Below are 25,846 nucleotides of genomic sequence, written 5' to 3'. Positions count from 1 at the left end.
CATGGAAATCCGGGAATGAAATTTCCAGTTATTATTCTGCCTTCTTCCAGTCCTGAGTTTTTGTCTACTTGCAGAAAGGCTTTTTCTTGGAAGACATGCCGTGGTATGTGCTGCTGGCAGCACTGGCTGTTCTGTTGATTTTATCCGCATTTTTTTCTCTTTCCGAAACCAGCATGATGGCAATCAACCGTTACCGGTTGAAGCATCTTGCAAAAGAAGGCAATCACGGGGCGCGTCTCACCAGCCAGCTGTTGCTGAATACAGACCGCCTTCTGGGAGTGATTCTGCTCGGCAATAATTTACTGAATGCGGCGGCGGCTACCCTGGTTGCGGTGATTGTATCCATTTTTTTCGGCCATAGCGACGGAGCTCTTTTTATTGGAACGGTAGGGGTAACCTTCGCCATTCTGGTATTCAGTGAAATCACCCCGAAAGTTGTCGCCGCCGCCTATCCCGAGCGTATTGCCCTGGCTTCAAGCTATGTGTTGACGCCACTACTGAAAGTCTTCTCGCCTGTGGTATGGTTCATCAACCTGTTTGTGAAGGCGCTGCTTATCCTCCTGCGCCTGAAACCGCAGGCCGAGGATCCGACCCAGAAAATCAGCCTTGAGGAACTCAAGACACTCGTGCTGGAAGCAGGCCAGTTCATCCGGCAAAAACACCAGAGCATGCTGCTCAACCTGTTCGAACTCGAGAATGTCACGGTTGACGACGTCATGGTGCCGCGCGGCCAGATCGAGGCGATAGACCTCGAAGACGACGATGAGAGCATCCGGGATCAGCTGCTCACGTGTTATCACACACGTCTGCCGGTATACCGCGGTACGATGGATGATGTTACTGGAATAATCCATGTGCGCAAGGTGCTCAACCAGATGAGAAGCGAGGAAATCACCGCTGCGACGCTGGAGAAAATCATGCGCGAACCTTACTTCATTCCCTCCGGAACACCCCTGTTTTCGCAATTGCAATTATTCCAGGAAAACCGCGAGCGCGTCGGCCTGATCGTGGACGAATATGGAGAATGGATGGGCCTGGTGACACTGGAGGATATTGTCGAAGAAATCATCGGAGAATTCACCACTCATGCACCTTCCCAGGCTGGGAACTTCCTGAAACAGGAAGACGGCAGTGTAATCGTGGAAGGCAGCAGCCTGCTGCGCGACCTCAACCGCAAGCTTGGCTGGAACCTGCCTCTGGGCGGCCCCAAGACGTTGAACGGACTCATTCTCGAATATTTCCAGGACATTCCTGAAGCCGGCACCAGCGTGAAAATCGCCGGTTATCCCATGGAAATCATCCAGACGCAGGATCGCGTGGTAAAAGTGGTACGAATCTTTCCCCCATTAGTGCCGATCGAGGAGAAGGTCCCCGACTTCGACGTGGAACCGTAATTCCCGGGGATGCCTTTTAGATGTCATTTATCTCCGTGCTGCAACACTCTCCGGCGTTCTTTGTCTCGTTCTGCGCTCTCATTGGTCTGATTGTCGGCAGTTTTTTGAATGTGGTTATCTACCGGCTGCCGAGAATGCTGGAGCGGGAATGGCGGCAGCAGTGCGCCGAACTGCACGCCGAACTGGCCGCTGGAGCAAACGGAACGGAGCAGGCACACGAACCGCATGAAACTCTGCCGCATGAAATCTTTGTTGCGGGGCCGGCTTTCAATCTCATTACGCCGCCTTCCACTTGTCCCAATTGTGGGCACAGGATTACGGCGCTCGAAAATATTCCACTCATCAGTTATGTCGCGTTGAGAGGGCGCTGCTCGCAGTGCCGCACCGCCATTTCCATGCGCTACCCGGTGGTGGAAGCGTTAACCGCGGTCCTGAGCGGCCTTGTCGCCTGGCATTTTGGTTATGGGGTCATCGCTTTTGCGGCGCTTGCGCTTGTTTGGACCATGATTGCGCTTGCTTTCATCGACCTGGATACTCAACTGCTGCCCAATGACATCACCATGCCCCTGTTATGGGGGGGGTTATTGATCAATCTGGACAGTGGTTTTGCAGATATTCATTCTGCTGTGATTGGCGCCATGGTGGGGTATCTTGCCCTGTGGTCGGTGTATTGGGGCTATAAACTCCTGACCGGCAGGGAGGGAATGGGTTATGGGGACTTCAAGTTGCTGGCTGTCATTGGCGCCTGGCTGGGATGGCAAATGCTGCCCCTGGTGATTCTGTTTTCATCTATCGCGGGAAGCATGGCAGGGCTTGGCCTGATGCTGATAGCAAAGCAGGGACGTCATGTCCCTATTCCGTTCGGGCCTTATCTGGTGTGTGGAGGAATCGTGGCGCTGCTTTGGGGAAGCGAGATCAACAGCGCTTACCTGGGATTGTTTTAGTCCCCATGTTGGTAATCGGCTTGACCGGGGGCATTGGCAGCGGTAAAACCAGTGCTGCCAATATTTTTTCCGTGCTCGGCGCCGGTGTGATCGATACCGACGAGATTGCCCATGAACTCACACAGCCGGGAGGTGAAAGCATTTCCGCTATCCGGCAAGTGTTCGGGGAGAAATATATCACAGCGGAGGGAGCGCTGAATCGCAAGGAAATGCGTAACCTCGTGTTCAATGACACGGACGCGCGTCGCAAACTGGAGACTATTCTTCACCCGCTCATCCGGGACGAAGTGTCGCGGAGAGTAGGACTTGCTCAGGCGCCCTACCTGATAGTCGTGGTTCCGCTGCTGCTTGAGACCGGCCACTATCGGGGAATAGTCCAGCGCGTTCTGGTGGTGGATTGCAGTGAAGATGTGCAGATCAGCCGTGCCACTGCGCGCAGTGGAATGCATGAGCAGTCAGTGCGGGCCATTATGGCTGCGCAGGTTTCGCGCGATGAACGGCTGGGGCAGGCGGATGATGTGATTGTCAACGATGCCGACCTTCCCAGTCTCGAGCGGCAGGTACGGGCTTTGCACAAGAAATATATGACGCTGGCTCAGGGAGATTGATTTCCACAGGCAAGCAGGTTTCCTGCAAAGGCTTCACATTTGTTGCCTACCGATTTGGCTGCTAGAATAAGAATTTGGAACAATGCCTATCTACAGTCAGTCGCCGTTCTCTGTTCTTGGCCTCTATCCGTGATCCGTTACGAACACCCTCTCAACGAACGCGTCCGCACGCTCCTGCGTCTGGAGGACTTGTTTGACAAGGTAATGTCCTTTTCTGCCCAGGAAGAGCCCTATGATCACCATGCCGCACTTCTCACCCTGTTCGAGATACTCGACGTGACAGGTCGCACCGACATGAAGTCGGAACTGCTGCAGGAATTGGAACGGCAGAAGCAGGCGCTGGAATTGCTGCGTAAAAGCCCGGAGAACCAGGAAGGCGAGCTGGATCTGGATCAGATGGTGGATGATATTCAGACCTCCTCCCAGGACCTGCGGACCGTTGCCGGAAAAATCGGAGAACACATGCGCGATAACGAGTGGCTGATGGGCATAAAGCAGCGCGTCGGCATACCCGGAGGGGCGTGCGAATTTGATTTGCCTTCATATCGCTACTGGCTGCATCTCGACCCGGAAGTGCGGCGAAGTGACCTCAATGAATGGGTCGCCCCGCTGCTGCCAGTCGAGAAAAGTTTTCGTATCCTTTTGCATCTGCTGCGGGACACCGGGAAAACAGAAAACCACACCGCAAACAAGGGCATGTTCCAGCAGATGGGAGCGGGGAAGACAGCGCATCTGCTATCCCTCAAGCTGGACGAGAGCCTGCCCTGTGTTCCTGAGATCAGCGCGCACAAATTTGCCCTGACCATTCGCTTCGTTGTTTCCAGCTCCAGACAGAAAACCAGGATATACGAAGAAGATGTGGAGTTCGACTTGACTTCCTGTACTCTTTAGGAGAAATGGATTCTCTATCCATTTCTTCGCTTTTCAGGCGCGCTATTGTTCATGGCTGCTTTCCTGCCAGGGGTGCGCGCAGGGGAATCAGTGTCCCAGAAAGAGTTTGTTCTTGCTCATACTATGCTTTTTCAGTAATTTCCCAAACGCGCGGCGATCTTTTCCGACAAGGCTCGCAGCTCTCGTCACGTTACCTTGCGCTTTGACCATGGCTTCGGCAAGGTAATATTGTTCAAAAGCTGCTATGGCGCGGTTTTTGGCCTCGGTGAAGCTCAAGCCGTTCAATTCAGGGAGGCGGCGGTCAAACCCCGATCGCCGTTCGACTACTGTGGGCACGAGCGATGCGATATTTATGACAGATTCGTCGGCGAGAAGATACTCCCGATAAATCAGATTTTCCAGTTCCCGTATATTCCCGGGCCAACTGTATTTATCAAACCATGCGACAGTATTTGGATGTAAGGTTTTGTTGCCGCGGTTAAAACGCGCGGAGCATTCGCGCAGGAAGTAATCTGCTAACAGAACCGCGTCACCTTGACGTTCACAGAGCGGCGGCAGGGTGAGATACATGATTTTAAGGCGAAACAGAAGATCAAGCCGGAATTCGCCTTTCTCGGCCAAGTGCCCCAAATTTCTGTTACTGGCAATAATCATTCTCACGTTTGCAGGGCGCGCTCTACCGCCTCCCAGTGGAAAGTACTTCTGATCCTGGAAAAGTCGCAGCAGAGTAACCTGCGCTTTGGGAGATAACGCATCCACTTCATCCAGGAACAGTGTGCCGGACTGCGCATGCGCAATCAGGTCCGGGCGTTTCGATTGCGCCCCGGTATAGGAGCTTTGTTCGTGTCCGAACAGTTCGTTTTCAATCAGGGTATCCGGGATGGCGCCACAATTTATCGGCACAAACGGTCCGTCTCGCCTCGGGCTGCTGTCGTGAATTGCTCGTGCGGCCAGTTCTTTTCCTGTGCCTGTTTCGCCTTCGATAAGAACAGGTGCGTCGCAACCTGCAATTTTCTCAATGAGTTGGGTAACTTTTGCGAAGGCAGGGGATTGTCCAATCATGTTCTCTGCACCTGGAGGCGGGAAGATTAATCAATTCTTACGTAAGAGATCCAAAAAGCCGTGTGGAACTCATCTTTCTGCATGGCTCGTGGTATAAGTATTAAAGGACAAGATTAAATACGTCGATAGCTGTAAAATCTTACAGGTTAAAGGTACGCAGTCAGCCGGTGTTTCCTCGCATATCTCCATTGCTAATTCCATCGTATTTCCATTGCTAATTTTCACGGTTTAACACATATCCACGTGCCTGCCCTCGTTTGACCCATCAATTCAGCTACTTCCTGTAATACCAATCCAATGCAAAATTTCTTCGCACTCATCCCGGCGGCAGGTTCAGGCTCGCGCATGGGCGACCAGATGCCCAAGCAATACTTGCCCCTGGCGGGAAACCCCATGATCCGTCATGCGCTGGCAACGTTATGCAACTCGCCGCGGCTTTCTCGAGTCTTCGTTGTGCTGTCCCCGGGAGATGGAGAGTGGGCGCGGCATGACTGGTCAGAATTCTCAAACAAGCTGTCGATGCTCGAATGCGGGGGAACTACACGGGCTGAGACCGTGCTGAATGGTTTAAAAGCAGCGCAGGAAGGGACGGCTATCGAGGATGATGACTGGGTGCTGGTCCATGATGCTGCACGGCCCTGTTTGAGGGAGAAGCTTCTGGATAAACTGATGGATGAACTGGAAGAGGATGAAGTGGGCGGGTTGCTTGCGGTTCCGGTTGCAGACACCTTGAAGCGAAGCGATCCTACTTGCCGGGTTGAACGTACAGAACCGAGGGAAAGTCTTTGGCAGGCCCAAACACCGCAGATGTTCCGGTACCGAACGCTGGTGGATGCCCTGAGCAGGGCTGGAGGTATAACCATGACGGACGATGCAGGCGCGATCGAAGCACTGGGTTTGCACCCAAAACTGGTTCTGAGCGATGCGCGCAACCTGAAAGTTACTTATCCTCAGGATCTCGCGCTGGCGGAGTTGATACTGAAAAGTCTGTAGTGGTAGTGACTGTGGTGACGGTTGCGGCTTATTAGCCAGCTGAACGTAGTAGTAGATCCAGGCGTCGGGTGAACAAGATGTCGGGCAAAGCCCACCTGCTACTTGTATGATAGAAATTGTTTCGCTGCAGGATGAGTGGAGCAAAGCGTAACCCATCGTATTCGGTGAGGGGTTACGGCTTACGCCTTACGCCTGCACCCATCCTACAAATGCTGGCAATGAGCCGGGGGAATCTAACCACACAAGGATAAGTAGGTCAGGCTCGGCCTGACGAGTCGGGCAAAGTCCGAGAGTCGCAAAGCACCGGCTACTAGCACCGACTACTGTTTCTCATGTTTTTCCCGGAATTAAACAAGAAGAGGTGATAGTGGGCTGGTTCAGAATCGGGCAGGGTTTTGATGTACATCAGCTGGTCGAGGGTCGCAAGCTTATTATCGGCGGAGTGATCATTCCCTACGAAAAAGGATTGCTGGGGCATTCCGACGCGGATGTGCTGCTGCATGCAATATGTGACGCGGTACTGGGAGCTGCAGCATTGGGTGACATCGGCCGGCATTTTTCTGACACTGATCCGCGTTACAGGAATATCGACAGCCGCGTGCTACTGCAGAATGTGGGCAATCTCCTTGCGGAGCGCGGCTATAGGGTGGTGAATGTCGACGCCACTATCATCGCGCAGGCACCTAAAATGGCCTCCCATATTCCCTCAATGATCGCAAATATTGCGCAGGACCTGGGCATGCAGCCCGGAGATGTCAATGTCAAGGCCAAGACGGCCGAACGTCTTGGTCCGGTAGGGCGAGGCGAGGGAATAGAGGCGGAAGCGGTGTGCCTGATTACCCGCATGAATCAAATCACTGACTGAGCGATTGGATGGAAACGGGGCGGAAAGCAATCGGCGAAGGGGCGGCAGATGACTGGAGGATGAGCGGAAACCGGTATGGCTGAAGAGACCAGGCTTGTCAGGCAAAAAGCAGTACGCCTGTTTTTTGCGATATGGCCTGACAAGGAAGCCTGTATGCAACTGGGACGGCTGACCGGGCGATTGGCATCGTTTTGCGAGGGGCGGAAAACAAAAACGGAGAACATTCACCTCACATTGGTCTTTGTAGGGGAGGTGGATGCAAGCCAGGTAGATGCTCTGTGTCAGGCGGCGGATGAAATCGAAGGTCATGGTGTGAAAGCTTTCGACCTTGTTATCGAAAGAATCTGCGTGTGGAAACGCAAGAATATTGTTTACGCGGAAATCGGAGAGATTCCCCAGCCGCTCATCGATCTGGTCGAAGCTTTGCAGAGCAGACTTTCATTGGCAGGATTTTCATTGGAGGAGCGGCCTTACAAGCCCCATATCACGCTCATGAGGAATGCATCCTGTAAAACGCTGCCTGAGCTGGCAGAACCGATGGTGTGGCGGGCGCGGGAGTGGGTATTGGTTAAATCGCACCGGACCAGCGACGGTTCGGTTTATACGCCGATCGGCCGCTGGTCTCTGGAAGGATGATCAAACCATCCTAAGCGACTAAATAATCAAAGATAAATGCAGCTCTCCAGTTGTTTTACCAGGTTTCTTTCATTGGCCCTGGTGTAATCCTTTTCAAAAGTATCGCTTACGAGGTTGCGCACCTGGCTTCCCAGATTGCTATTGATGAGACCGATGAATGGGGCCGATACGACCAGGATCAGGCGTTGATAACTGTTGGTTTTGCGCCCATTCTCCAGTTCCCGGGCTAGCTGCGAGGCGAAAGTCCATGCCTCATGCTGCTTTGGATCGGTGGCGGGTATGTAGGAGCCGCGCCCATTCCCGCTACTTCTGTTATGTCCCGGGCGATCGGTAACCAGGTCCACCCGCTTCTCCCTGCTGGCGTCATGCCGGAATTCCCTGAGCTTCTGTAATCCTTTTCTCGGTCCGTAGTTTGCGTAAAGATATGCTGCGCTTGCGTTTGCAACCAGAATCCACGTGATGCTCATGACTCCTCCGTGCGATTAGTGATAAAGTTAAACGAACTGGAGTGTTGCTCAACAATAGACAATGATTTTTCCGCCGAAGTTTCCATACGGCAGTTGTCATTGTACTGACATTATGCTCGATATTTATTCGACTTTGCCTTGAAAATTCTCGCTTTCGATACATCCAGCGAATACTGTTCTGTTGCGCTGTTGTTGGAGCGTGACCTCCTCGGTGAGGAGGTTCTTGCGGGACAGCGCCACTCCGAACTGGTTTTGCCGATGGTGAGTCAAATACTGGATGAAGCCGGGTTGACGCTGGCACAACTGGACGGCATCGCTTTCGGCTCGGGTCCCGGATCCTTCACTGGGTTGCGCATTGCCTGCGGAATAGCACAGGGACTGGCTTGCGGGGCGGGACTGCCAGTGATCGGAATAGGTACATTGGAAGCATTGGCACAGCAAGCCGGCGGAACACGGGTCGTTGCAGCGCTGGATGCGCGCATGCACGAGATCTATCATGCCGCTTACAGGAAAGTGCTGGACGAATGGCAAGCCGTGAGCGAGCCCATACTCTGCCTGCCGCAAGATGCGCCTTCGGTGCAGGAGCAGGATTGGACAGGTTGCGGCAGCGGGTTCGATATGTATCCCGAAGTGTTGCGCAAACGTTACGAAGGTTACCTCAATCACATCATCAGCGGCGTCCGGCCGGATGCGCGTGCAATGGCGCAACTGGCTGCACCCAGATTCGCGAGGGGACAGGGTATCGATCCGGCTGATGCCGCTCCGCTCTATATTCGAAACAAGGTGGCCCTGAAGGAAAAGGAGCGATGAGTGCTCAGCTGCAGGAAGCGGCCCGAATAAGGCGAATGGTCCTGTCAGACCTCGACGCGGTAGTGACGATTGAAAGGGAAGTTTTTCTTTTTCCGTGGACTCAGGGCAATTTCAGCGATTCGCTCGACGCAGGCTATCATTGCCTGGTATTGGAGCAGGATAGACATATTTTTGGATATGGCGTAATGACAATCGGGGCAGAAGAAGCGCATTTGTTGACGCTCAGTATTGCGCCGGAATCGCAAGGAAAGGGCTGGGGTGAAAAATTGCTGCGTCATTTCATCGGGATTGCAAGGGAGCAGTTGGCGCTCACCATGTTTCTGGATGTGCGCGAATCCAACCATGCTGCTGCCCGGCTGTATGAACGCCTCGGATTCAGGCAGATCGGGAAGCGCAAGGATTATTATCCCGCGATGGGCGGGCGCGAAGACTCGCTGGTGATGGAACTGGTGTTGTGATCAGCGACGATAGAAAACGGGTCAGACGCGGCGAGATACTCAAAGAGTTGGGGTTGACGCCGGTATGGCGCGTCAGGGAGTGTACCGAAGATGAGAGAGTATCCGTAGTGCTGGAATCGACTCAGGTGACGGTAGCGCCGGTTGTTGCGCATCCCGAATTCGAAGAACAGGCGGAACAGGTTTGCGTGCGATCTGCCGACGCGACAGAGAAGCGCCGGGTGACGATTCTGCAGATGGACTGGGATCAGCTTAAAGAGAGTGTGGAAGGCTGTGTGGCCTGCCGGCTATGCAACTCGCGTACGCGCACTGTGTTTGGCGTGGGTGACCCGGATGCGGACTGGCTTTACGTAGGTGAAGGACCGGGTGCGCAAGAGGATGCCCTTGGTGAACCCTTTGTGGGGCAGGCAGGCAAGCTGCTGGATAACATGCTGATGGCCATTGGTTTAAAGCGCGGCCGCGATGTTTTTATAGCCAACATCGTAAAATGCCGCCCGCCTGGCAATCGCGAACCTTCGGACGACGAAGCGCAATGTTGCGAGCCGTACCTCGCCCGGCAAATCCAACTGATCGAGCCGAAGCTTATCGTTGCGCTTGGCAAAACCGCCGCCAGGAATCTGCTCAATACCGATGCAAGCATAGGCAGCCTGCGTAGCAGGTTGCATCAGCATGAAGGTATTCCGGTGATCGTCACCTATCACCCGGCGTATCTGCTGCGCACGCTGGTTGCCAAAGCGAAGGCATGGGAGGACCTCTGTTTCGCCCGAAGCACCATGCAGGCCTTGAAGGCCTCTGAATAAATCCGCGTTTGGGAACAGCAGGCGATACAGCCTCCTGGCATTACTCCTTGGAGGGGCGTTGTGATTCCATATTTGCAGAGGAATCCATTTTTTGCTTGAAAAGCAGTGCGCGGAGAGCTTCATTTGCGGCTTTGGCCACCTCCGGGTCGGGATCATCCAGGTGACGGCGAAGCTGCCCTTCGGATTCCGCCGCACCTATGTCCCCCAGCATCGTTAAAACCAGCGGCATGTTTCTGCGGTTTTTTAGTTCGTACTCCAAAAGGGGGATTGCCTTGCGGCCGCTCTGCACCAGAAACATCCCGGCCAAAGTCCTCACATTTTCGTTTGGCGAACTTAACCCCTCGATCAGCCTCTGTGCGCTGGCGCGCGTACCCAACAGTTTCCAGACCATGTTTGCCCGGTACAAATCCACTGCTTTGATGAGCCATTGCGAGCTTTCCCCCTTGCCATTCGGTGATCCTTCAGATTTTCGTTGGGACGTCATACCGTATCCATATATCCGGCTCGTGAGGCGCCGAATGGTCGAACCAGACAGATAATATATTTTCTATGATGTCTGGATGGTTGAATCGCTGCCCGCCGCGATCCGCCAGAATCACCAGATCCATTCGCACCCGTACCGATACCACGCGGTTTACATGTCCAAAGTTGGGCCAGTATTTGTTGCGGTGTACCGGACAGGCGAGGAGAACCATTCTGCCGATATCGATTGCCTGGTTTGCCAGCAGGACGACGTTGGCTCCATGGCTATGGGCAAAAAAGTCCGGTGATTCAAGTCCCTTGCCTTGCACCCATGCTGTCAAGTCAAGCGCTGCCAAGGCGCGGGCTTGATCGCTGTATCCGCCGGACCATTCAAATCGGTCCGACCCTGAATAAACGGAGGGGTCTACGGATTGCAGAATATAAGCGTGAAAGTCTCCGCCCGGCTGCCACCAGCTGGCTGTTCTTGCCCAAGTGCCGTGGATGATGAGGCTGGTGTGAGCAGGTTCGCCTTCTCCGCCATGGTCGGTATTTTGTAAGAGGGGCTGCAGCGCCGGGTGTTCCGGTAGCATGCGCGCCAGCGCGGTAGCGGCCACATCCCGTATCAATAGTTCCTTGCTTGCTGTGCCTCGGGCAAGAATGAATACCAGGCGCTCCATGTCCCCTTGAAAAGTGGGATGAGGTATGAAGAATCCATCAACCGCGTCCAGATACGAGACGGCAGCCGCGACCCGCACCAGCTCATCGGAATGATGCAATGAGACCGCAAGAAGCCTGAGAAGCGACTGCGCGTCACGGGTCTCGAAAAATTGACCAGTATATTTCGTTTGCAGCTCGGCGATCGGTTTGGCATAAATCGGTTGGCCGATGGGTGCGCCGCTTATGGTTCCAGGGGAGAGTGCGTTTTCCTCTTCAATCTCATTAATGAGTTCTGTGAGCAGCAGATTTTCGGGCGATACCTCTATATCCACTTTTACCATGTCTGGTGGGATGCCGAGCGATTCGAGGTCTTCAGGCGGAACGCTTTCAGGGTCCGGTGGGGGTTTCCTGTAGCGAACCAGGATGTGCGTTGGCTTAAACAGCACGCCCACATAGAGCAGAAAGGCAGCCTGGGATTGCGCTGCGAGGTCGTTATCCATGCTGAAAGCATCGGGTATGCGGGGCGGCTTATCGACAACTGTGGAATAAGGCATGGTTTCTCCTCTGGGTCAGATAGTTTTTTGTTGCACCTATTCAATCACGTCGCTTTTAATTCTAGGACAGCCTGCCTCGTTATGCTTCATTCAGGGAAGGCAGTTTGGCAGAGCTACCCGATGATGTAGAATGAAAATAGCTTCCGCGCGGGAATGATAGCGAACTCGTCTCTCGAACTCATTCAGCTGACCTCTCTTGAAATCCGCGCGCATCTGTCCTTATGTAGTGGTCAAGTAATTTCGGACACGGGGATAATCGGGATGATATAACTTTTAGAACTCGGCATGGACTCTAAGCCCATAGATATTCACAGGGCCGCGATCGGCATTGAAACCGGGGTTGGTAATATGCTGATAGTCGGCGGTCACCCAAAGGGAACTTAGCACATTGACGCTATAGAAAATGTCCACTACGTCCTCCGCGCGCGCCTTGATCCGGCCATCCCCGATAAATCCGTCGACGCCCCCCATATTCAAGTATTTGGCATGCTGGCTCGAAATCCAGCCCGCGGCGAACCCGATGCCCAGCAAATCTCTGTCCCGCCCCCAACGGAAACCGTTAACCAGAGCGCCAAGTGAAATCGATCTGTCGGTAGAGGTATAGGAATACACTTCAGTTTTGCCGTCGCTGTACATTCCGCGAAAGAATAAACCGACGCCGTCCAGTACTTGCTGCTCAATATTGATCCCTATGCCTATCTTGTCGTTCGGTTTGCGCGCCCAGCATAAATCCGGTGCTCCTGCATTACCTGATCCGTAATTGAAGCCCGTACAGGTAGTGGCATTTTTATTGGAATCAGAACGGAAGGCAGCAATGGCATCGCTGAATTTACCCATGTTTTCATGATTTCGGTAAGCCAGCACCCTGACAGCACCGGGACGGCCATACAACAAATGGCGGCGTTCAACTTCAACCTGCTGTCCGTAATATTTGAATACCCTCATATCGAGAGGGAGTTGATTGGGATCGATGGAGGTGGCTACATGGGCGAAGCGTATCGTCCAGTCATCATGAAAATATTCTGCTGCCCCACCCCAGGTATATCCTCTCGCGTCTGCGGCGAAATCGAAGGCTGCGTAAGTCATGAAGGCCATGTTTAAAAATTGCCTGCGCAGGTCGCCGGAGTATGAATTCTTATCGAAAAAATCGATCACGCTGAAATTGCCGAACCTCAGTACGAGGCGCCTGCTATCCACCGTTGTCCCAAGCTGCATCGGATCAGAAGTGAGTTGTATGCGCTCTCCGCCAAATCCAAAAGTTTGTTTGAAAAATAACCGGGATTGGTAATAGATCGGGGTCTCGCTACCGCCTTTTTGCAGTTCGAAGTTTTGTATGACTCCACCCAGCCCTTTCAAATCCGATAAAGGCCGCATGGATATCATCTCCGGTACGAAATAAATCTCGCCGCCATGCCATGTCTTGAGCCCCAGGTACAGCGTGGCCGTTCCGGTAAAGCTTCTTTCGCTTCCCGGCAATAATGAGTTGATACTTCCGTTCAGGTTGGTATACGAGGCCGGAAATCCACTTTTCCAACTGGAAATGTAGGTGAACTGGCCATAAGCATTCCAGCGCTCGTCCTTCAGGTCGTGGAGCCCCTTTTTCGCCAACGCATTCATGAAGTCGAATTCGTCCTCCAAGCGCGGGTTTGGTTCCGTCACCCCGGCTCGTACTAGCATGACCGAAAATAGCAGGTAACAGACAAGAAGTATCTTGAATAAAAGCACTGTTGTTCGGGGATTTTCCGAACCTGGGCTAGTGCGACAGTGTGCCAGGTGTTCGAGCGGCGATCGGCGTAGGAATTTTTTGCAGGATATCATTGCCCCTATCGCTCCACAGCAATTTATAATTTTAATTATGCTGATTAATTATGCCGGCTAATGTAGCTATCAGATTAGCATCGATCAATTGCAGCACTGAGGGTCTTTGGAACCATTCGTTGGTAAGCAGTTGGGTAGCTTGGCACGGTGACTGCTGTGAGCACCGCTTCACCACCGCGCGGGCAGATACCCATATGGTGTGTGTCAGACCACAATCATATGGAAGCCTCGGGTATTAAACCCAAGATTCAACAATCAATAGCTGTATTTGGGGTAAACCAGAATGTTAACGGCAGGCATGTCGTTACATCGAGATAATCCACTTATCAAGGTATCCGTGCAAATTAAACCACTACATTATTCATGAGTTCGCCTATACTTATCCCTATATCTGCAACTTTTTTCAGGAAGGTTTTCATGAACAACCTGCTGCGGTCTCTGATATTGCTTCTGGTGCTGAGCCTGAGTGGCTGTGGCTACAATACCCTGCAGTCTACGGATGAGCAGATCAAGGCAAGCTGGGGCGAAGTCCTGAACCAGTATCAACGCCGCGCTGACCTCATCCCCAATCTGGTAAACGTTGTAAAAGGTTTTGCTGCCCAGGAGAAAGAGGTACTGCTGGGTGTAACCAATGCGCGCTCCAAGGTGGGCAGCATCCAGGCTACACCTGAGCTTTTCAATGATCCGGAGGCATTTGCGAAGTTTCAGAGCGCCCAGGGGGAATTGTCGAACGCTCTGTCACGTTTGCTGGTTGTAGTGGAGAAGTATCCGGATCTGAAATCAAATGCCAACTTCCGGGAATTGCAGGCGCAACTGGAAGGTACGGAGAATCGTATTGCCGTGGCGCGTAACCGTTACATCAAGGCGGTTCAGGAATACAACATCGTCGTGCGCTCCTTCCCCACCAACCTTACCGCAATGATGTTCGGCTACAAGGTGAAGCCCAGCCTCACGGTTGATGACGAGAAAGCGATTTCAATCGCGCCCAAGGTGGATTTCAGCAAGCCTTAGGCGAAGGGACGTTTGCCGATCTGGGAAGTTGAAACTGGCTTCAATTTCCATTTGCATGTATTTTGATTAGCATTTATCGGGTTGAATTCTTCATCCTTTCGTTCTGAATCTCGGGCGTCCTGTTCGCCCCTTCGACAACTCAGGGCGAACGGGATTCAGTTTGAGTAGGATGGGTAGAGGCTGCAAGTCGTAACCCATCATTGTTCGATGGATTACGTTGCGCTTCATCCATCCTACTCGTGGCATCCAACCGGAAATGGCAAGGGTTTACATATGATTCATGCCGGGAAAAAAATCCTCGTATTCATCGCTCTGCTTATTTCCGCCTCCCTGTCGATGGCGGATGCCGCGATTCCGCTCCTCAAAGCGCGCGTTACCGATCTCACCGGGACACTTTCTGCAAACGAGGCTACCCAGCTGGAGCAGAAGCTCGCCGCATTTGAAGCCAGGAAAGGCAGCCAGGTTGCCGTATTGATCGTTCCCACCACTCAGCCTGAAACCATCGAACAGTATTCAATTCGGGTAGTGGATGCTTGGAAGCTGGGACGCAAGGGTATTGATGACGGTGTTCTGCTGCTGGTTGCAAAGCAGGATAGAACCGTGCGGGTGGAAGTGGGCTATGGTCTGGAGGGCGTGCTCCCGGACGCCGTAGCGAAGCGCATAACCGACGAGATCATCGTGCCGGAATTCAGACAGGGACGATTTGCGGCAGGCATAAATGCCGGTGTCGATCGAATAATAGGGGTAGTCGAAGGAGAGCCCTTACCCCTGCCTCCCGCTCGTTCCGCCCGTGGCGGCGATTCTTCCGCTGCTGCCGATATCCTGATGAATAATATTATTTTTGTCTTTATCCTGCTCTTCATTGCAGCCAAGGTATTTCAGTCCATTTTTGGCCGCTTCCTCGGTGCGACGCTGATGAGCGCAGCGGCAGCCATTATCGTCTGGCTGGTATTCGCTTCGATATTACTTGCCTTGATCGCTGCTGCCTTTGCGTTTTTCATCAGCCTGTTCGGTCACGCCGGCAGCGGAATTTACAGAGGAGGGCGCGGCTGGCCGGGTGGCTTTGGGGGTTATGGAGGATGGGGTGGCAGGGGCGGTTCCGGCGGCTTCGGCGGTGGCGGGGGTTTTGGCGGAGGCGGGGGCGGCTTCGGTGGCGGCGGCGCCTCAGGGAGATGGTAGATGGATTTCACGCGAGTACTGCGGCATCTTTTTACCGGGCCCCTGGCGGTGCGCAAGGCATTTCCCGCTACGGCCCTTACCGCTATCGAATATGCGATCGCACAGTCGGAATTCGGTCATCGGGGAGAAATCCGCTTTGCAGTGGAAGCAGCACTGGATATGCTGCCTCTGGTGAGAGCAACATCGGCACGCGATCGGGCTGTCGAAGTATTTTCGCAGCTGCGCGTGTGGGATACCGAGCATAACAACGGTGTCCTGATTTACCTGCTTCTGGCCGATCACAATGTCGAAATCGTTGCTGACCGGGGCATCGACGCGAAGGTCGGCCATAAAAAGTGGGAAACCATCTGCCGTGAAATGGAAACCCATTTCAGTCAGGGGCAGTTTGAATCCGGGGCCATCAGTGGAATCCAGTCGGTGGGTTGTCATTTGCAGGAACATTTTCCAGTCGGGCGAGAAAGTGGGGAAAATGAACTGCCCAACAGACCGGTTATCCTGTAGGCATTACGGCCGATAATTCCACAATAGCCTTACTGTACCCTCTTATCCCCTTAATCTCCTCAGTGCCCCTTATGCGCGCCAATGAGATGAAGAGAATCCTCGATGCTCTGGTTGTGCAGGTGCCACTGGCGTATCACCGCCATGATCACGGCTACGAACAGGCCGAACAGAATAATCACCGTATACACATGCACGTCAAAGCTCACCAGCAACGCATACAGTCCCAGCATGGTGAGAATACTCAGATTCTCGTTGAAATTCTGTACAGCAATAGAGTGGCCGGCACCCATCAGGATGTGGCCGCGGTGTTGCAGCAGTGCATTCATTGGCACGACAAAAAATCCTGCAAGCCCGCCAATCAGCATGAGAAGCGGAATCGCGATCCACAACTCGCGGGCAAAAATCATTGCCATTACCACAATGCCCATGGCAATGCCCAGAGGGATCACCTTCACGGATTGCCGGAGTGACACTATTCGTGCTGCAATGACTGCGCCTATGGCAATGCCGACGGCGACTACGCCTTGGAGTTGCGCCGCCTTGCTCAAGGGATAACCGAGGGCAACATCTGCCCATTTCAGCACGATGAATTGCAGTGTTGCACCGGCCCCCCAGAAAAGGGTCGTCACCGCCAGTGAAATCTGTCCCAGCTTGTCTGACCACAGCAGCCTCATGCAGTGACCGAACTCATGCACGAGAAACATTGGATTTTTCCTGAGAATGCGGTGATCGACTCCCGTATTGGGGATGTAAAGATTGAAGATGGCAGCAGCAGTATAAAATATGGCGATGAGCAGTATGCTTGCCTCCGGTACAGTGTCCACGCCGATATCCATCAGGGGAAAATCGAACGACAGCAGGACGGCGGAGATGGCTGGCGAGATCAGCAAGCCGCCCAACACCGTGCCCAGTATGATGGAGGCCACGGTCAAGCCTTCGATCCAGCCATTGGCGATGACGAGTTTTTCGGGCGGCAGCAGTTCAGTCAGTATCCCGTATTTTGCGGGGGAATAGGCGGCCGCGCCAAGCCCGACTACCGCATAGGCGGCGAGCGCGAAGTACTGGTGCGTGGCCAGGAAAAGCAGGCTGCAGCCCACAATCTTGATCGCATTGCTGATGAACATGACGCGGCCCTTGGCCATGGAATCCGCGAAGGCTCCGACGAAAGGCGCGAGGATCACGTAAAAGAGAACAAACACAAACTTGAGCATCGGGGTGAGATAAGCGGGCGCGTGCAGCTCCACCAGAAGGGCAATGGCAACAACCAATAGCGCATTGTCGGCCAGCGAAGAAAAAAACTGGGCCGCCATAATGGTATAAAATCCGCGTTTCAACGTTTTCTCCTAGAACTTGACCTTCTTTTTTAACGATGAGGCGTGGCATTATACAACGGTCGTCGGACCATCTCCTGATGGAAAATTTCAGGCCCTTGATGCTGCCCAAAAAAATGCCCGATGCGGAGCACTCATAACAACTCTTGGCTCCCGCAAAATCCCCTTCAAAGAAAATCTTAGAAAAACTTCCGGATATCCCTGAATTACCATGTCGCGTCCCATTCATGCGTTGATTGATCCCGCCGCGCTCGAGCACAATCTGGCTATCGTTCGTCGCCATGCGCCGAGTTCACGCGTGATGGCCGTCATCAAGGCGGATGCATACGGTCACGGATTGCTGCGCGCTGCCGAGGCCCTGGCGGAGGCAGAGGGATTTGCCCTGCTCGAACTGGATGCTGCCGTGCGTTTAAGAGAGGCGGGCTATCGCCAGACGATCCTGTTGTTAGAAGGTTTTTTCGACGTAGACGAACTGCGCTGGATCGAGCAATGCCATTTAAGTACCGTAGTGCATCACCCCGAGCAGCTTGCCATGTTGGAGGCGGTTCGACGGCGTGCAACGCTGGATGTATTTCTGAAGCTCAATAGCGGCATGAACCGGCTCGGATTTACGTCCAAGGAATTTCCCGCTGCGCTGGAGCGCCTCAAGGCGAATCCCGCGGTGCGGCAAATCACCCTCATGACCCATTTTGCATGTGCCGACGAATCGGACAGAACCGACAGCATTACAGCGCAACTGCAATGTTTCAACTTGGCTGCGGGAGGGAGAAATATGCCTCGTTCGCTCGCGAATTCTGCCGCCATTCTTCGTTTTCCCGAAGCACATGCTGACTGGGTGCGTCCCGGCATCATGCTTTATGGTTCCTCGCCGCTTGCTCACACAACCGCAGAGCAACTGGGTTTGCAACCCGCCATGACTGTATCGAGCAGAATTATCTCCGTGCAAACACTCAGGCCAAGCGATGGCGTGGGTTACGGGCACGCTTTTCGGGCTGACCGATCGATGCGAGTGGGCATTGTTGCAGGGGGCTATGCTGATGGCTATCCCCGCCATGCTCCTACCGGTACCCCGGTGCTTGTAAAGGGAAGACGAACACGGGTCGTGGGACGCATCTCCATGGACATGCTGCATGTGGACCTGAGCGAGATCGAAGATGCGGGCGTAGGCAGCCCGGTAACGCTATGGGGGAGGGGCATGCCGGTTGATGAGGTTGCGCAGGCCGCCGGTACACTGGGCTATGAACTGTTGTGCGCGATCGCGCCGAGAATGCAAAGGGTAACGTAAGCTTCTCCTCTTCCACCGCAGAACAGAATAAAAAAGGCAGCCGAGGCTGCCTTTTTTATACTCCGGAGCGATGCATCGCCGGGTAAAGGGAATGAGGGAATAAGGGAATAAAGCTTATGGGAAGAAGCTTACTCGACTTTCGCCTTCGAGCGCAGATCGTTGACCGAGGCTGCAAACTGACGTTGCAACACGCGCTGGGCCAGGTTTTGTTTTATTTCCTCGAAGGGGGGAATTTTCAGGGGTCGCACATCATCCAGACGGATCACATGCCAGCCGAAGGGGCTTCTTACCGGCTGATCGGTGAGCTGACCCTTGTGCAGCTTGGTCAAGGCTTCGGCAAAAGGTTGAACATAGCTTGCGGCCGGACTCCAGTCCAGTTCGCCACCCTTGCTCTTGCTGCCCGTATCCAGGGATTTTTCCCCGGCAAGTTTGTCAAACTTTGCGCCTTTTTTTAACTTGGCGATAATGTCTTTGGCTTCCTCTTCTGTAGCCACCAGAATATGGTGCGCCTTGTATTCCTTATCCCCCATCTGCGTCTTTACCGTTTCATATTCCTTATGCAGCTCTTCGTCGCTTACCGGGTGGTTCTTTATGTAATCGATCTGGTATGCTCTGACCATCGCTGTCTGGCGAGCCATGTCGAGCTGGGTGACAAAGTCAGGATCCCTGTCCAGCCCCTTCTTCTTCGCTTCCTGGGCGATTACCTCTTCAGTGATGAGATCCTCGCGCAAAGCTTTCCTCGCCTCCGGCGTATCCGGCTGACCCTGGCCAGCACGCGCCTTCATTATGAATTCGAGGCGCGATTGAGGAATCGGCGTACCGTTCACCTTCGCCATGGTTGAGCCGGTTTGGGCCTGAACGGCCGTCGCGGCGATCAGCCCGGAGATACCCAGTGCCGCAAGTCGAGTAAATTTCATAAAATGCATGAAGGTTCCTTCTCAGTGGATCGAATCAAATTCCTCGGGAGTATACGCTTTTACACTTAAGGCGTGAATATTCTTGTGCATCATCTCGTGCAGCGCATCGTAAACCAGCCGGTGCCGCGCCAGGGCCGACTTGCTGATGAATTGATGTGAGACGATGGTAAGTAAATAATGGCCACCCCCTGCTTTGGCGCCTTCATGTCCTGCATGGCGCGCGCTTTCATCCGCAATCCGGATTACCGCAGGCTCCAGAGCAGCGAGCTTCTGCTTCATCAATTCGATAGTGTTCATCCGGCCTCCGGTCAGATCAGGTTATGCCGGTAAAACCTTTTTGAATGGCTTCACCATCACTTTTGCATAGACGCCCGAAGTGACATAGGGATCCGCTTCCGCCCACGCCTGGGCTGCTTCGAGCGACTCGAATTCGGCTACGATCAGGCTCCCGGAAAATCCCGCCGGTCCGGGATCGGGGCTGTCAATCGCGGGATATGGACCGGCTAAAACAAGGCGGCCGTCTTCCTGCAACGCTTTGATGCGTTCGAGATGCGCAGGACGCACCGCCATTCTTTTCTCAAGACTGTCGGGCACATCCTCGCCACTTATTGCATATAGCATCATGCCTCTTTATCCTCGTCGGTTACCATGTATTTCCCCAGCATCAATCCCTGTAATACGACAAAAACCAGCATGAAGCCCATAAAGCCGAACAGCTTGAAATCAACCCAGGTTTCAGTAGAGTAATTGAAGGCGACATAGAGGTTGGCGGCGCCCATAAATGCAAAAAACGCTGCCCAGCTCGCATTCACCCGGGCCCAAACCGGTTCCGGCAGGGTAAGCTGCTCTTTCATCATCGTCCGGATAAAATTTTTCTTGAAAACCGCCTGGGCTATCAACAGTGTGGCCGCAAACAGCCAGTAGAGCACGGATGGTTTCCATTTGATGAATGTTTCATCCTGCAGAATAAGTGTTGCGCTGCCGAAGACGACTATGAGAACCAGGCTGACCCATAGCATGGTATCGACTTTGCCATGGCGGAACCATACCCAGCCGATCTGCACAAAAGTGGCGCCAATCGCTACAGCAGTGGCGGCATAGATGCCATAAATCTTGAAAGTTATGAAAAACAGGATTACCGGAAAGAGATCAAAAAGAAATTTCATTGCGATGGAGTTTGAGCGGACACAGTTATTTGAGAGTGCGGGTGCAATTAGCAAAGCGCATTGAGTCTCGTTTAACTTCCCTTGCTGCCCGTTTATTCAGTCTTCGAAGAATCTCGATCGAGCTTGAGGGAAGCGGAATTGATGCAGTAGCGCAGTCCGGTCGGAGCAGGGCCATCCTCGAATACGTGACCGAGGTGCGCGTCGCAGCGGGCGCACAACACTTCTACCCGCCGCATGAAATGGCTGTTATCTTCCTGGTTGACGACATTTTCCGATCGGGCAGGCTGCCAGAAAGAAGGCCATCCCGTACCGGAATCGAATTTGGTCTCCGAGTCAAACAAGGCAGCGCCGCAGCAGGCGCAACGATACACGCCCTGATCGTGGCAGTTCCAGTATTCCCCTGTGAACGCCCGCTCCGTCCCCTTTTCGCGGCATACATGATACTGCTGCGGGGTCAGCTGGTTTCTCCATTCCTGGTCGGATTTAGCAAGCTTGCCGCTCATGATTCCTCTTCCGGAAAAAAATTGATGCTCCTGAATAAGATGATGAACATTCTCAATGCAGATGTATGGGCGCTACTTCACCTTCTTCCGGGAATTCTGCATGCACGATTTCGCCATCCGCGTTGGGAAACAGCGGCCCCCCGCATTCTTCACAGTACTCCAGAAGAAAATGCTCTTGCAGCAGGATGGTTTGCGTCACTCCGCATTCCCGCAGCGCTGCCTCGATCTGAGCGACGCTATCTGTATTTTCATCCTCATCCCCTACCAGTCCCCAGATGATGCCGTAGAGCACGTTGTCCCGATCCTTGAGGGTGAAGCCAATGCGGTATTCCTCCAGCCACTGATCGTAGAAAGGCGCGATCACTGCACGCAACCTGTCTGGGGAAATACTCAGAGTGGTTTCCAGAAAATCAACCGTGGCACGCACCGAATAGGGGCGGGCCAGGCGGTCCGCCGCGCGCCATGCTGAAAAAAAGCCATCCGGCATCAGCAGTTCAAACGCACAGCCCTGGAATAGCGGCAGCAGCACCGCGGTACCGTGAGTCTGCCATGCGTGCAGTATCTGCTCTTTGGGGAACTGGAGGGTCGAAACGTTGCTGCCCTTGTGCTCGCCCGCGTCCCCCTGCTGCCAGCGGAACATGGGTTTTCCCTGAGGTACCGCGACCCCGCCGAGGAGATAGCGGGTATCAGAAAGAAACCGCCCCGTTTCAGCAAGCTGCTGTGGGTTCATATGCAAATCGCGTTGTCCTGTCACCGCTGCCGACCAGAGTTTGCGAGCCAGTTCATGTGTAAGATGATAGCCTCTTGGCAATTGATCGGGGCTGAAAAGACAATCCGCAAGCGCAAGCTGGGCATCGTCCGCCAACACCTGCACCTGCAACTGCCCGCGAAGTTCGGAAAGCACGGATTCTGCCATTGGTCCCGAGGGAATCGAAAAACGTGACCAGGTGAGCACCGGTACAGCAAACATTAAAACGTCGTAAGTGTGATCCCCTCGCGTGAATATGCTGCATTCTATTGCAGCTTCGATGGCATACATGAATTCACTGTAGCCTCCAGGATCAGCGTCATAAAGCTGATCCAGCGCAGCTTCGAGATTCTGATCGTCCCCCGTGCGCAGTTGGGCATGTATTTTTGCCGCGAGGCGATTCTCCCAGAAGGCGTCTTCTACGCGGCTGCCGGAGGCGGCAAGTCCCGCTGCCAGGCGCACAAGCTCCTGAACCATGCGCGCAGACTTGGTACGATGAGGGACGCGAAGTTTTTTCATCAAATTGGCGTCCTGGATGGTTAAAGGATTATTTTAACCTAAATCCTGAATTCCCTGATATTTTGAAGCACTTATTGAGTCGGCGAGCAAGCAGTACAAACGTCATATCGGCGGAAGCCGGTATCCAGTGACGTTCAAAGCACGCCATTATTGGTTTGGGCTGGATTCCGGGTCGGGCCCGGAATGACGGGATTCATAGTATTTTCTGGGCGGATCAATAGGATGATAATATTTCATCTGTTATGGCATGGTGGGGAAGACATCCTCTCGCCTCAAACGGATCAGATGGTCCGGCAGGCAGCAAAGCATGGCATAAAGCAGGCTGCGAAGCATAGCCGGAGGCAGGCGGATACAGCATTCCTCTCCGTCAGGGAATCGCCTCCTACGCTCTCATGCACCCTTTCAGGCCACCTCCGCAGGGTTACGAAGGGGGTCACTCGCCATCATCAGTTCTGATACGCTTCCTCAAAACCTTTCACGAACAGGCCCCCACGGAAGGAAGGGACACAAGGTCGCGTCACAGCTACAAGCTCCGGATGCAGGATTGCAATTGCAAAACAGTGTGCATCCTGGTCCGAGATCTATCGTTCGCATCATTTGCGGAATCACCGAGGTGTTATTCACGGCGCCCTGCCTGCTCTTGAAATAATTCCCGGTTGTTTTGTAAACCGATGACTCTGCGCTAAATCCTGGTATGTTCATGATGTATCTCCTTTTCAATTAGTGCAGCGATATTTCCCTAAAGCTCACCCAATACCGCATGAATTGCCCGTATGGCGCCATGTTCCGATTTACAGATACAGATGTCGGTTGCAGCATCACAATCGCATGTCCACTCCTGCAGCTTTATGCGTTGAGGGATAACTGATCCCTCTACCCGATGCATTGGCCCGGGCAACCGCCGAGCGATAGTATTTGTGCGACGAAGCGAGGCTTCAGCGGTAAATCCTGGCATATTCATTTCATACCTCCTTCTTTAGAAAATCAACGTTCATAATACGGAGAAATCTTGGTGACGAGGAAAGGAAACTCCTCAGTCACGTCCACGCGCACGAAGTACTTCTCGGTAAAATCGGTGTTGCGGTTGGTATAGGAGAAAATGACCTCGACGATGTTGCGCCCGCTGCTCAAGGACGAGGGGCGCACTTCCACGCCCGTCAGGGAATGATCTTCCGCGAACTCTTCCGCCGCCTTGGCATAAATGGCGGGATAGCGCATGGCAAGGTAGTTCAACGCCCGATGCTCATCCGTGGCTCCTGCGTTATCGGTCATGTGCATGATCCGGTCAAACAACTCCTCGGCAGCGGGGTCGAATCGCTCCTTGGCCATTTTCTCCGGTTTCGGGATTGCCTTGATCAATTCATCCCGCCCAAAGGAATAGATCTGGTCGAATACCACAATCGGTACCATCAAGCCGTTACACATCTCCGGCGGAGCAATGGGACCGCGCATTCCGATGACCACATCGATATCCTGGGGAGCAGGTGCAGGCCGGATGGCATCGATCAGCATATCGACATCGGCAGGATCGCGTGGAACCAGAAGATAGGTTTCCAGTCCCTGTACCGTCAGCACCCAGCATAGTTGCCGCACCAGATACCGGTTTTGCCGCTGGGACAGGACTTCATGAAAGGCCTGCTGATCGGTTTTGCCAGCAGTTTCCGCACGCCCGGTCGCCTGCGCAAATTCTTTTTCCACACTCAGATTAGGAAAGCGCGCCTCCACTCGTCCTATGGCATAAACAAAGGCATTCATCCCGCCATTCGCATTCATGCCTTCAGCCCCGCCCGGATTTTGGCTCATGCGCGTTCCGTTACAACCGCAGCCTCCTCCCATCTGGGGAGAGATCATTGCGTTCGAAGCCGAATCGGGCTTTGCCTGGATCGGTTGGCCTGTTGCGCTTTCGACTGGCTCTGCCATCGCAGTTTGTTCGTTCATATCGCTCCTCTCTTAACTTGGTAGTGCCAACGGCGTTAAAAAGCTGAAAATTTCCTCTAGAACGGCCCTCTACTTCTCTTCTTGTCATGCTTTTACTTCCGACTGCGGGGTGTAAAAGCGAGCCAGCGATTGAGTGCAGCCGCCCGCCCTTCACAACCTCCGCAAGGTTTCATTCGAAAATAAGTGGTGGCGCGCTTGATCGCATCACCGAGCCCGATCTCCTCATCGGTAATGAAACCGGGCAGGCGCACGCGGTGAGCGGCCTGCTTGCCTGTATCTGCAACGCTTTCGCGCTTAGCCGGGTTTTTACCACCTTCGCCATTTGTATTTCTTTCGCTCCCGTTCCTGCGACCCGGATTTACGTTGACATCATTTTCAGTCATGCTGTTTGCCTCCTCGTATTTACCGCGGACAGTATCTGCCAGGCCGACTCGGCATCCAGCAGGGGTGGAACCACCGAACCCCGCCGCGGGTGATGGAGTTGCATGCGGCCGCCTCCGGTTCCCATCATGGTTGCTTGCCGAAAGTTTTGAGGTTGGCGCATGAGGGCGAGCTTGATCTGGGCCGCCGTGGCATCAGGAAATTGCGACCACAGCAGCGCAATGGCGCCGGTGACAAAAGGCACAGCCACACTTGTACCACCCATAGTGAGGGTTCGTCCCTCAGCGCCGAGGCCGGTGATGTTGTCGCCGGGCGCGCTCAAGCCGCGCGTTCCGATCGTGCTGCCGAGATTGGATTCGTTGATCGGATAGCCGCGCAAATCGCAAGCTACGACCGGAATAACCCAGCGATGGCGAGTAATGACTGAACTCCCCAGTATGCCCTGATTGCCTGCTGCAGCGGCAATCAGTACACCGCGGCTGAGCGCCTGGTTGAATGCTTCATCCAGCAGCTTCTCTTCCCTCGTCGATGGCTGTGCCAGGGCCAGGCTCAGGTTGATAATGCGTGCACCCGCATTGATGCAGTCAAAAATTGCCGCTGCCAGCTCTTGCGGAGTAGCACTGGGCATGTTCTCGCGTCCGGCGGTACTTTCGCTGAAAATCGGGTGGATAAGGAGCGTACATTCGGGACAAATGGCAGGCGCAGGAGAAGTGCGCCTGGCCGCGAGGATGCCGGCGATGAAGGTTCCGTGCAGGCAGGCGCTGCTATTGGTCCTGGTACAGCTCGCCCCGTTATTTCCGGATATCTCCTGAAGATGTCCATTTGCCAGATCCGCATGACTGGTGGCGACGGGGCCGTCGATGAGCCCGATCCTGATATCGGGAATGCCGCTGGTACGCTGCATCAACCTGGTGAGCTTGACGAGTTCGGTAGGGCGCAACACTTTCTCCT

General features: G+C 53.8%; 29 protein-coding genes. 14 read left to right on the top strand and 15 right to left on the bottom strand.

Annotated features, from left to right (window positions below; genetic code table 11):
• The first annotated feature begins 95 nt into the window (after positions 1 to 95).
• The 4 genes from ACZ5BW_RS11080 to zapD all read left to right on the top strand — a co-directional run bounded on the left by ACZ5BW_RS11080 (position 96) and on the right by zapD (position 3,837).
• Entirely contained in the window at positions 96 to 1,394 is a 1,299-nt protein-coding gene (locus ACZ5BW_RS11080) for an HlyC/CorC family transporter (RefSeq protein ID WP_464543695.1), read from the top strand.
• A gap of 20 nt (positions 1,395 to 1,414) precedes the next feature.
• Positions 1,415 to 2,338 (top strand): prepilin peptidase, encoded by a 924-nt coding sequence (locus ACZ5BW_RS11075; protein ID WP_464539884.1) that lies wholly within the window; start codon positions 1,415 to 1,417, stop codon positions 2,336 to 2,338.
• Between the two features lie 5 nt (positions 2,339 to 2,343).
• The gene (gene coaE / locus ACZ5BW_RS11070; RefSeq protein WP_464539881.1) at positions 2,344 to 2,946 is read left to right on the top strand and encodes a dephospho-CoA kinase; all 603 of its coding nucleotides are present in this window, start codon (positions 2,344 to 2,346) and stop codon (positions 2,944 to 2,946) included.
• A 129-nt stretch (positions 2,947 to 3,075) separates the two neighbouring features.
• Positions 3,076 to 3,837, top strand: a complete 762-nt coding sequence (gene zapD, locus ACZ5BW_RS11065) for a cell division protein ZapD (protein WP_464539878.1) — start codon at positions 3,076 to 3,078, stop codon at positions 3,835 to 3,837.
• Between the two features lie 87 nt (positions 3,838 to 3,924).
• Here zapD and ACZ5BW_RS11060 read toward each other — a convergent pair whose 3' ends face one another.
• A complete protein-coding gene (locus tag ACZ5BW_RS11060) occupies positions 3,925 to 4,899 on the bottom strand; it encodes a sigma 54-interacting transcriptional regulator (RefSeq protein ID WP_464539875.1) in 975 nt (324 codons plus the stop codon).
• A gap of 297 nt (positions 4,900 to 5,196) precedes the next feature.
• Between ACZ5BW_RS11060 and ispD the strand changes: the two genes are divergently transcribed.
• The 3 genes from ispD to thpR all read left to right on the top strand — a co-directional run bounded on the left by ispD (position 5,197) and on the right by thpR (position 7,393).
• Positions 5,197 to 5,892, top strand: coding sequence for a 2-C-methyl-D-erythritol 4-phosphate cytidylyltransferase (gene ispD, locus ACZ5BW_RS11055; RefSeq protein ID WP_464539873.1), 696 nt, complete (start codon positions 5,197 to 5,199; stop codon positions 5,890 to 5,892).
• Positions 5,893 to 6,259: 367 nt separating this feature from the next.
• Positions 6,260 to 6,757, top strand: a complete 498-nt coding sequence (gene ispF / locus ACZ5BW_RS11050) for a 2-C-methyl-D-erythritol 2,4-cyclodiphosphate synthase (RefSeq protein WP_464539871.1) — start codon at positions 6,260 to 6,262, stop codon at positions 6,755 to 6,757.
• A 75-nt stretch (positions 6,758 to 6,832) separates the two neighbouring features.
• Entirely contained in the window at positions 6,833 to 7,393 is a 561-nt protein-coding gene (gene thpR / locus ACZ5BW_RS11045) for an RNA 2',3'-cyclic phosphodiesterase (RefSeq protein ID WP_464539869.1), read from the top strand.
• A 26-nt stretch (positions 7,394 to 7,419) separates the two neighbouring features.
• Here thpR and ACZ5BW_RS11040 read toward each other — a convergent pair whose 3' ends face one another.
• Complete coding sequence (locus ACZ5BW_RS11040; RefSeq protein ID WP_464539867.1) at positions 7,420 to 7,860, bottom strand: host attachment protein; 441 nt, start codon at positions 7,858 to 7,860, stop codon at positions 7,420 to 7,422.
• A 138-nt stretch (positions 7,861 to 7,998) separates the two neighbouring features.
• On the opposite strand from ACZ5BW_RS11040, the gene tsaB reads away from it, so the two are divergent.
• Genes tsaB through ACZ5BW_RS11025 form a run of 3 tightly spaced genes read left to right on the top strand, consistent with a single transcriptional unit; the run spans position 7,999 to position 9,925 of the window.
• On the top strand, positions 7,999 to 8,670 hold the full coding sequence (gene tsaB, locus ACZ5BW_RS11035; protein WP_464539865.1) for a tRNA (adenosine(37)-N6)-threonylcarbamoyltransferase complex dimerization subunit type 1 TsaB: 672 nt from the start codon (positions 7,999 to 8,001) through the stop codon (positions 8,668 to 8,670).
• Positions 8,667 to 9,128: a ribosomal protein S18-alanine N-acetyltransferase gene (gene rimI, locus ACZ5BW_RS11030; RefSeq protein ID WP_464539863.1), complete on the top strand. Its 462-nt coding sequence runs from the start codon at positions 8,667 to 8,669 to the stop codon at positions 9,126 to 9,128. Before tsaB ends, rimI begins: the two co-directional genes overlap by 4 nt.
• On the top strand, positions 9,125 to 9,925 hold the full coding sequence (locus tag ACZ5BW_RS11025) for a uracil-DNA glycosylase (protein ID WP_464539861.1): 801 nt from the start codon (positions 9,125 to 9,127) through the stop codon (positions 9,923 to 9,925). Before rimI ends, ACZ5BW_RS11025 begins: the two co-directional genes overlap by 4 nt.
• A gap of 40 nt (positions 9,926 to 9,965) precedes the next feature.
• On the opposite strand, the gene ACZ5BW_RS11020 is transcribed toward ACZ5BW_RS11025, so the two are convergent.
• From ACZ5BW_RS11020 to ACZ5BW_RS11010, 3 genes are all read right to left on the bottom strand, one after another.
• A complete protein-coding gene (locus ACZ5BW_RS11020; RefSeq protein ID WP_464539859.1) occupies positions 9,966 to 10,409 on the bottom strand; it encodes a HEAT repeat domain-containing protein in 444 nt (147 codons plus the stop codon).
• A complete protein-coding gene (locus tag ACZ5BW_RS11015; RefSeq protein WP_464539857.1) occupies positions 10,387 to 11,598 on the bottom strand; it encodes a hypothetical protein in 1,212 nt (403 codons plus the stop codon). The genes ACZ5BW_RS11020 and ACZ5BW_RS11015 overlap by 23 nt, the downstream gene beginning before the upstream one ends.
• A gap of 273 nt (positions 11,599 to 11,871) precedes the next feature.
• Positions 11,872 to 13,257 (bottom strand): carbohydrate porin, encoded by a 1,386-nt coding sequence (locus ACZ5BW_RS11010; protein ID WP_464539855.1) that lies wholly within the window; start codon positions 13,255 to 13,257, stop codon positions 11,872 to 11,874.
• Between the two features lie 576 nt (positions 13,258 to 13,833).
• On the opposite strand from ACZ5BW_RS11010, the gene ACZ5BW_RS11005 reads away from it, so the two are divergent.
• The 3 genes from ACZ5BW_RS11005 (at position 13,834) to ACZ5BW_RS10995 (ending at position 16,107) form a co-directional block, all read left to right on the top strand.
• A complete protein-coding gene (locus tag ACZ5BW_RS11005; protein ID WP_464539853.1) occupies positions 13,834 to 14,427 on the top strand; it encodes a LemA family protein in 594 nt (197 codons plus the stop codon).
• A 207-nt stretch (positions 14,428 to 14,634) separates the two neighbouring features.
• A complete protein-coding gene (locus tag ACZ5BW_RS11000; protein WP_464539851.1) occupies positions 14,635 to 15,606 on the top strand; it encodes a TPM domain-containing protein in 972 nt (323 codons plus the stop codon).
• Positions 15,607 to 16,107 (top strand): TPM domain-containing protein, encoded by a 501-nt coding sequence (locus ACZ5BW_RS10995; protein WP_464539849.1) that lies wholly within the window; start codon positions 15,607 to 15,609, stop codon positions 16,105 to 16,107.
• Positions 16,108 to 16,166: 59 nt separating this feature from the next.
• Here ACZ5BW_RS10995 and lplT read toward each other — a convergent pair whose 3' ends face one another.
• Positions 16,167 to 17,441 (bottom strand): lysophospholipid transporter LplT, encoded by a 1,275-nt coding sequence (gene lplT, locus ACZ5BW_RS10990; protein WP_464539847.1) that lies wholly within the window; start codon positions 17,439 to 17,441, stop codon positions 16,167 to 16,169.
• 208 nt (positions 17,442 to 17,649) lie between these two features.
• Here lplT and alr point away from each other — a divergent pair, with 208 nt between their 5' ends.
• Entirely contained in the window at positions 17,650 to 18,723 is a 1,074-nt protein-coding gene (gene alr, locus ACZ5BW_RS10985; protein ID WP_464539845.1) for an alanine racemase, read from the top strand.
• Positions 18,724 to 18,851: 128 nt separating this feature from the next.
• Here the strand turns inward: alr and ACZ5BW_RS10980 are convergent, their stop codons facing one another.
• The 9 genes from ACZ5BW_RS10980 to ACZ5BW_RS10940 all read right to left on the bottom strand — a co-directional run bounded on the left by ACZ5BW_RS10980 (position 18,852) and on the right by ACZ5BW_RS10940 (position 25,838).
• Positions 18,852 to 19,649, bottom strand: a complete 798-nt coding sequence (locus ACZ5BW_RS10980; RefSeq protein ID WP_464539843.1) for a peptidylprolyl isomerase — start codon at positions 19,647 to 19,649, stop codon at positions 18,852 to 18,854.
• A gap of 12 nt (positions 19,650 to 19,661) precedes the next feature.
• A complete protein-coding gene (locus tag ACZ5BW_RS10975; protein WP_464539841.1) occupies positions 19,662 to 19,937 on the bottom strand; it encodes a BolA family protein in 276 nt (91 codons plus the stop codon).
• 21 nt (positions 19,938 to 19,958) lie between these two features.
• A complete protein-coding gene (locus ACZ5BW_RS10970) occupies positions 19,959 to 20,261 on the bottom strand; it encodes a YciI family protein (protein WP_464543694.1) in 303 nt (100 codons plus the stop codon).
• A complete protein-coding gene (locus ACZ5BW_RS10965; protein WP_464539839.1) occupies positions 20,261 to 20,806 on the bottom strand; it encodes a septation protein A in 546 nt (181 codons plus the stop codon). Before ACZ5BW_RS10965 ends, ACZ5BW_RS10970 begins: the two co-directional genes overlap by 1 nt.
• Before the next feature lie 92 nt (positions 20,807 to 20,898).
• On the bottom strand, positions 20,899 to 21,309 hold the full coding sequence (msrB, locus tag ACZ5BW_RS10960; RefSeq protein WP_464539837.1) for a peptide-methionine (R)-S-oxide reductase MsrB: 411 nt from the start codon (positions 21,307 to 21,309) through the stop codon (positions 20,899 to 20,901).
• Between the two features lie 52 nt (positions 21,310 to 21,361).
• Positions 21,362 to 22,576: a DUF2863 family protein gene (locus ACZ5BW_RS10955; RefSeq protein WP_464543693.1), complete on the bottom strand. Its 1,215-nt coding sequence runs from the start codon at positions 22,574 to 22,576 to the stop codon at positions 21,362 to 21,364.
• A 984-nt stretch (positions 22,577 to 23,560) separates the two neighbouring features.
• A complete protein-coding gene (locus ACZ5BW_RS10950; RefSeq protein WP_464539835.1) occupies positions 23,561 to 24,514 on the bottom strand; it encodes a cyanobactin maturation protease PatG family protein in 954 nt (317 codons plus the stop codon).
• Between the two features lie 92 nt (positions 24,515 to 24,606).
• Positions 24,607 to 24,897: a hypothetical protein gene (locus tag ACZ5BW_RS10945; protein WP_464539833.1), complete on the bottom strand. Its 291-nt coding sequence runs from the start codon at positions 24,895 to 24,897 to the stop codon at positions 24,607 to 24,609.
• Positions 24,894 to 25,838, bottom strand: coding sequence for a S8 family peptidase (locus ACZ5BW_RS10940; protein WP_464539831.1), 945 nt, complete (start codon positions 25,836 to 25,838; stop codon positions 24,894 to 24,896). The genes ACZ5BW_RS10945 and ACZ5BW_RS10940 overlap by 4 nt, the downstream gene beginning before the upstream one ends.
• Positions 25,839 to 25,846: the final 8 nt, after the last annotated feature.

This window comes from Nitrosospira sp. TNL300, from assembly GCF_055385915.1.
This window is presented reverse-complemented; position numbering and strand designations above follow the sequence as displayed.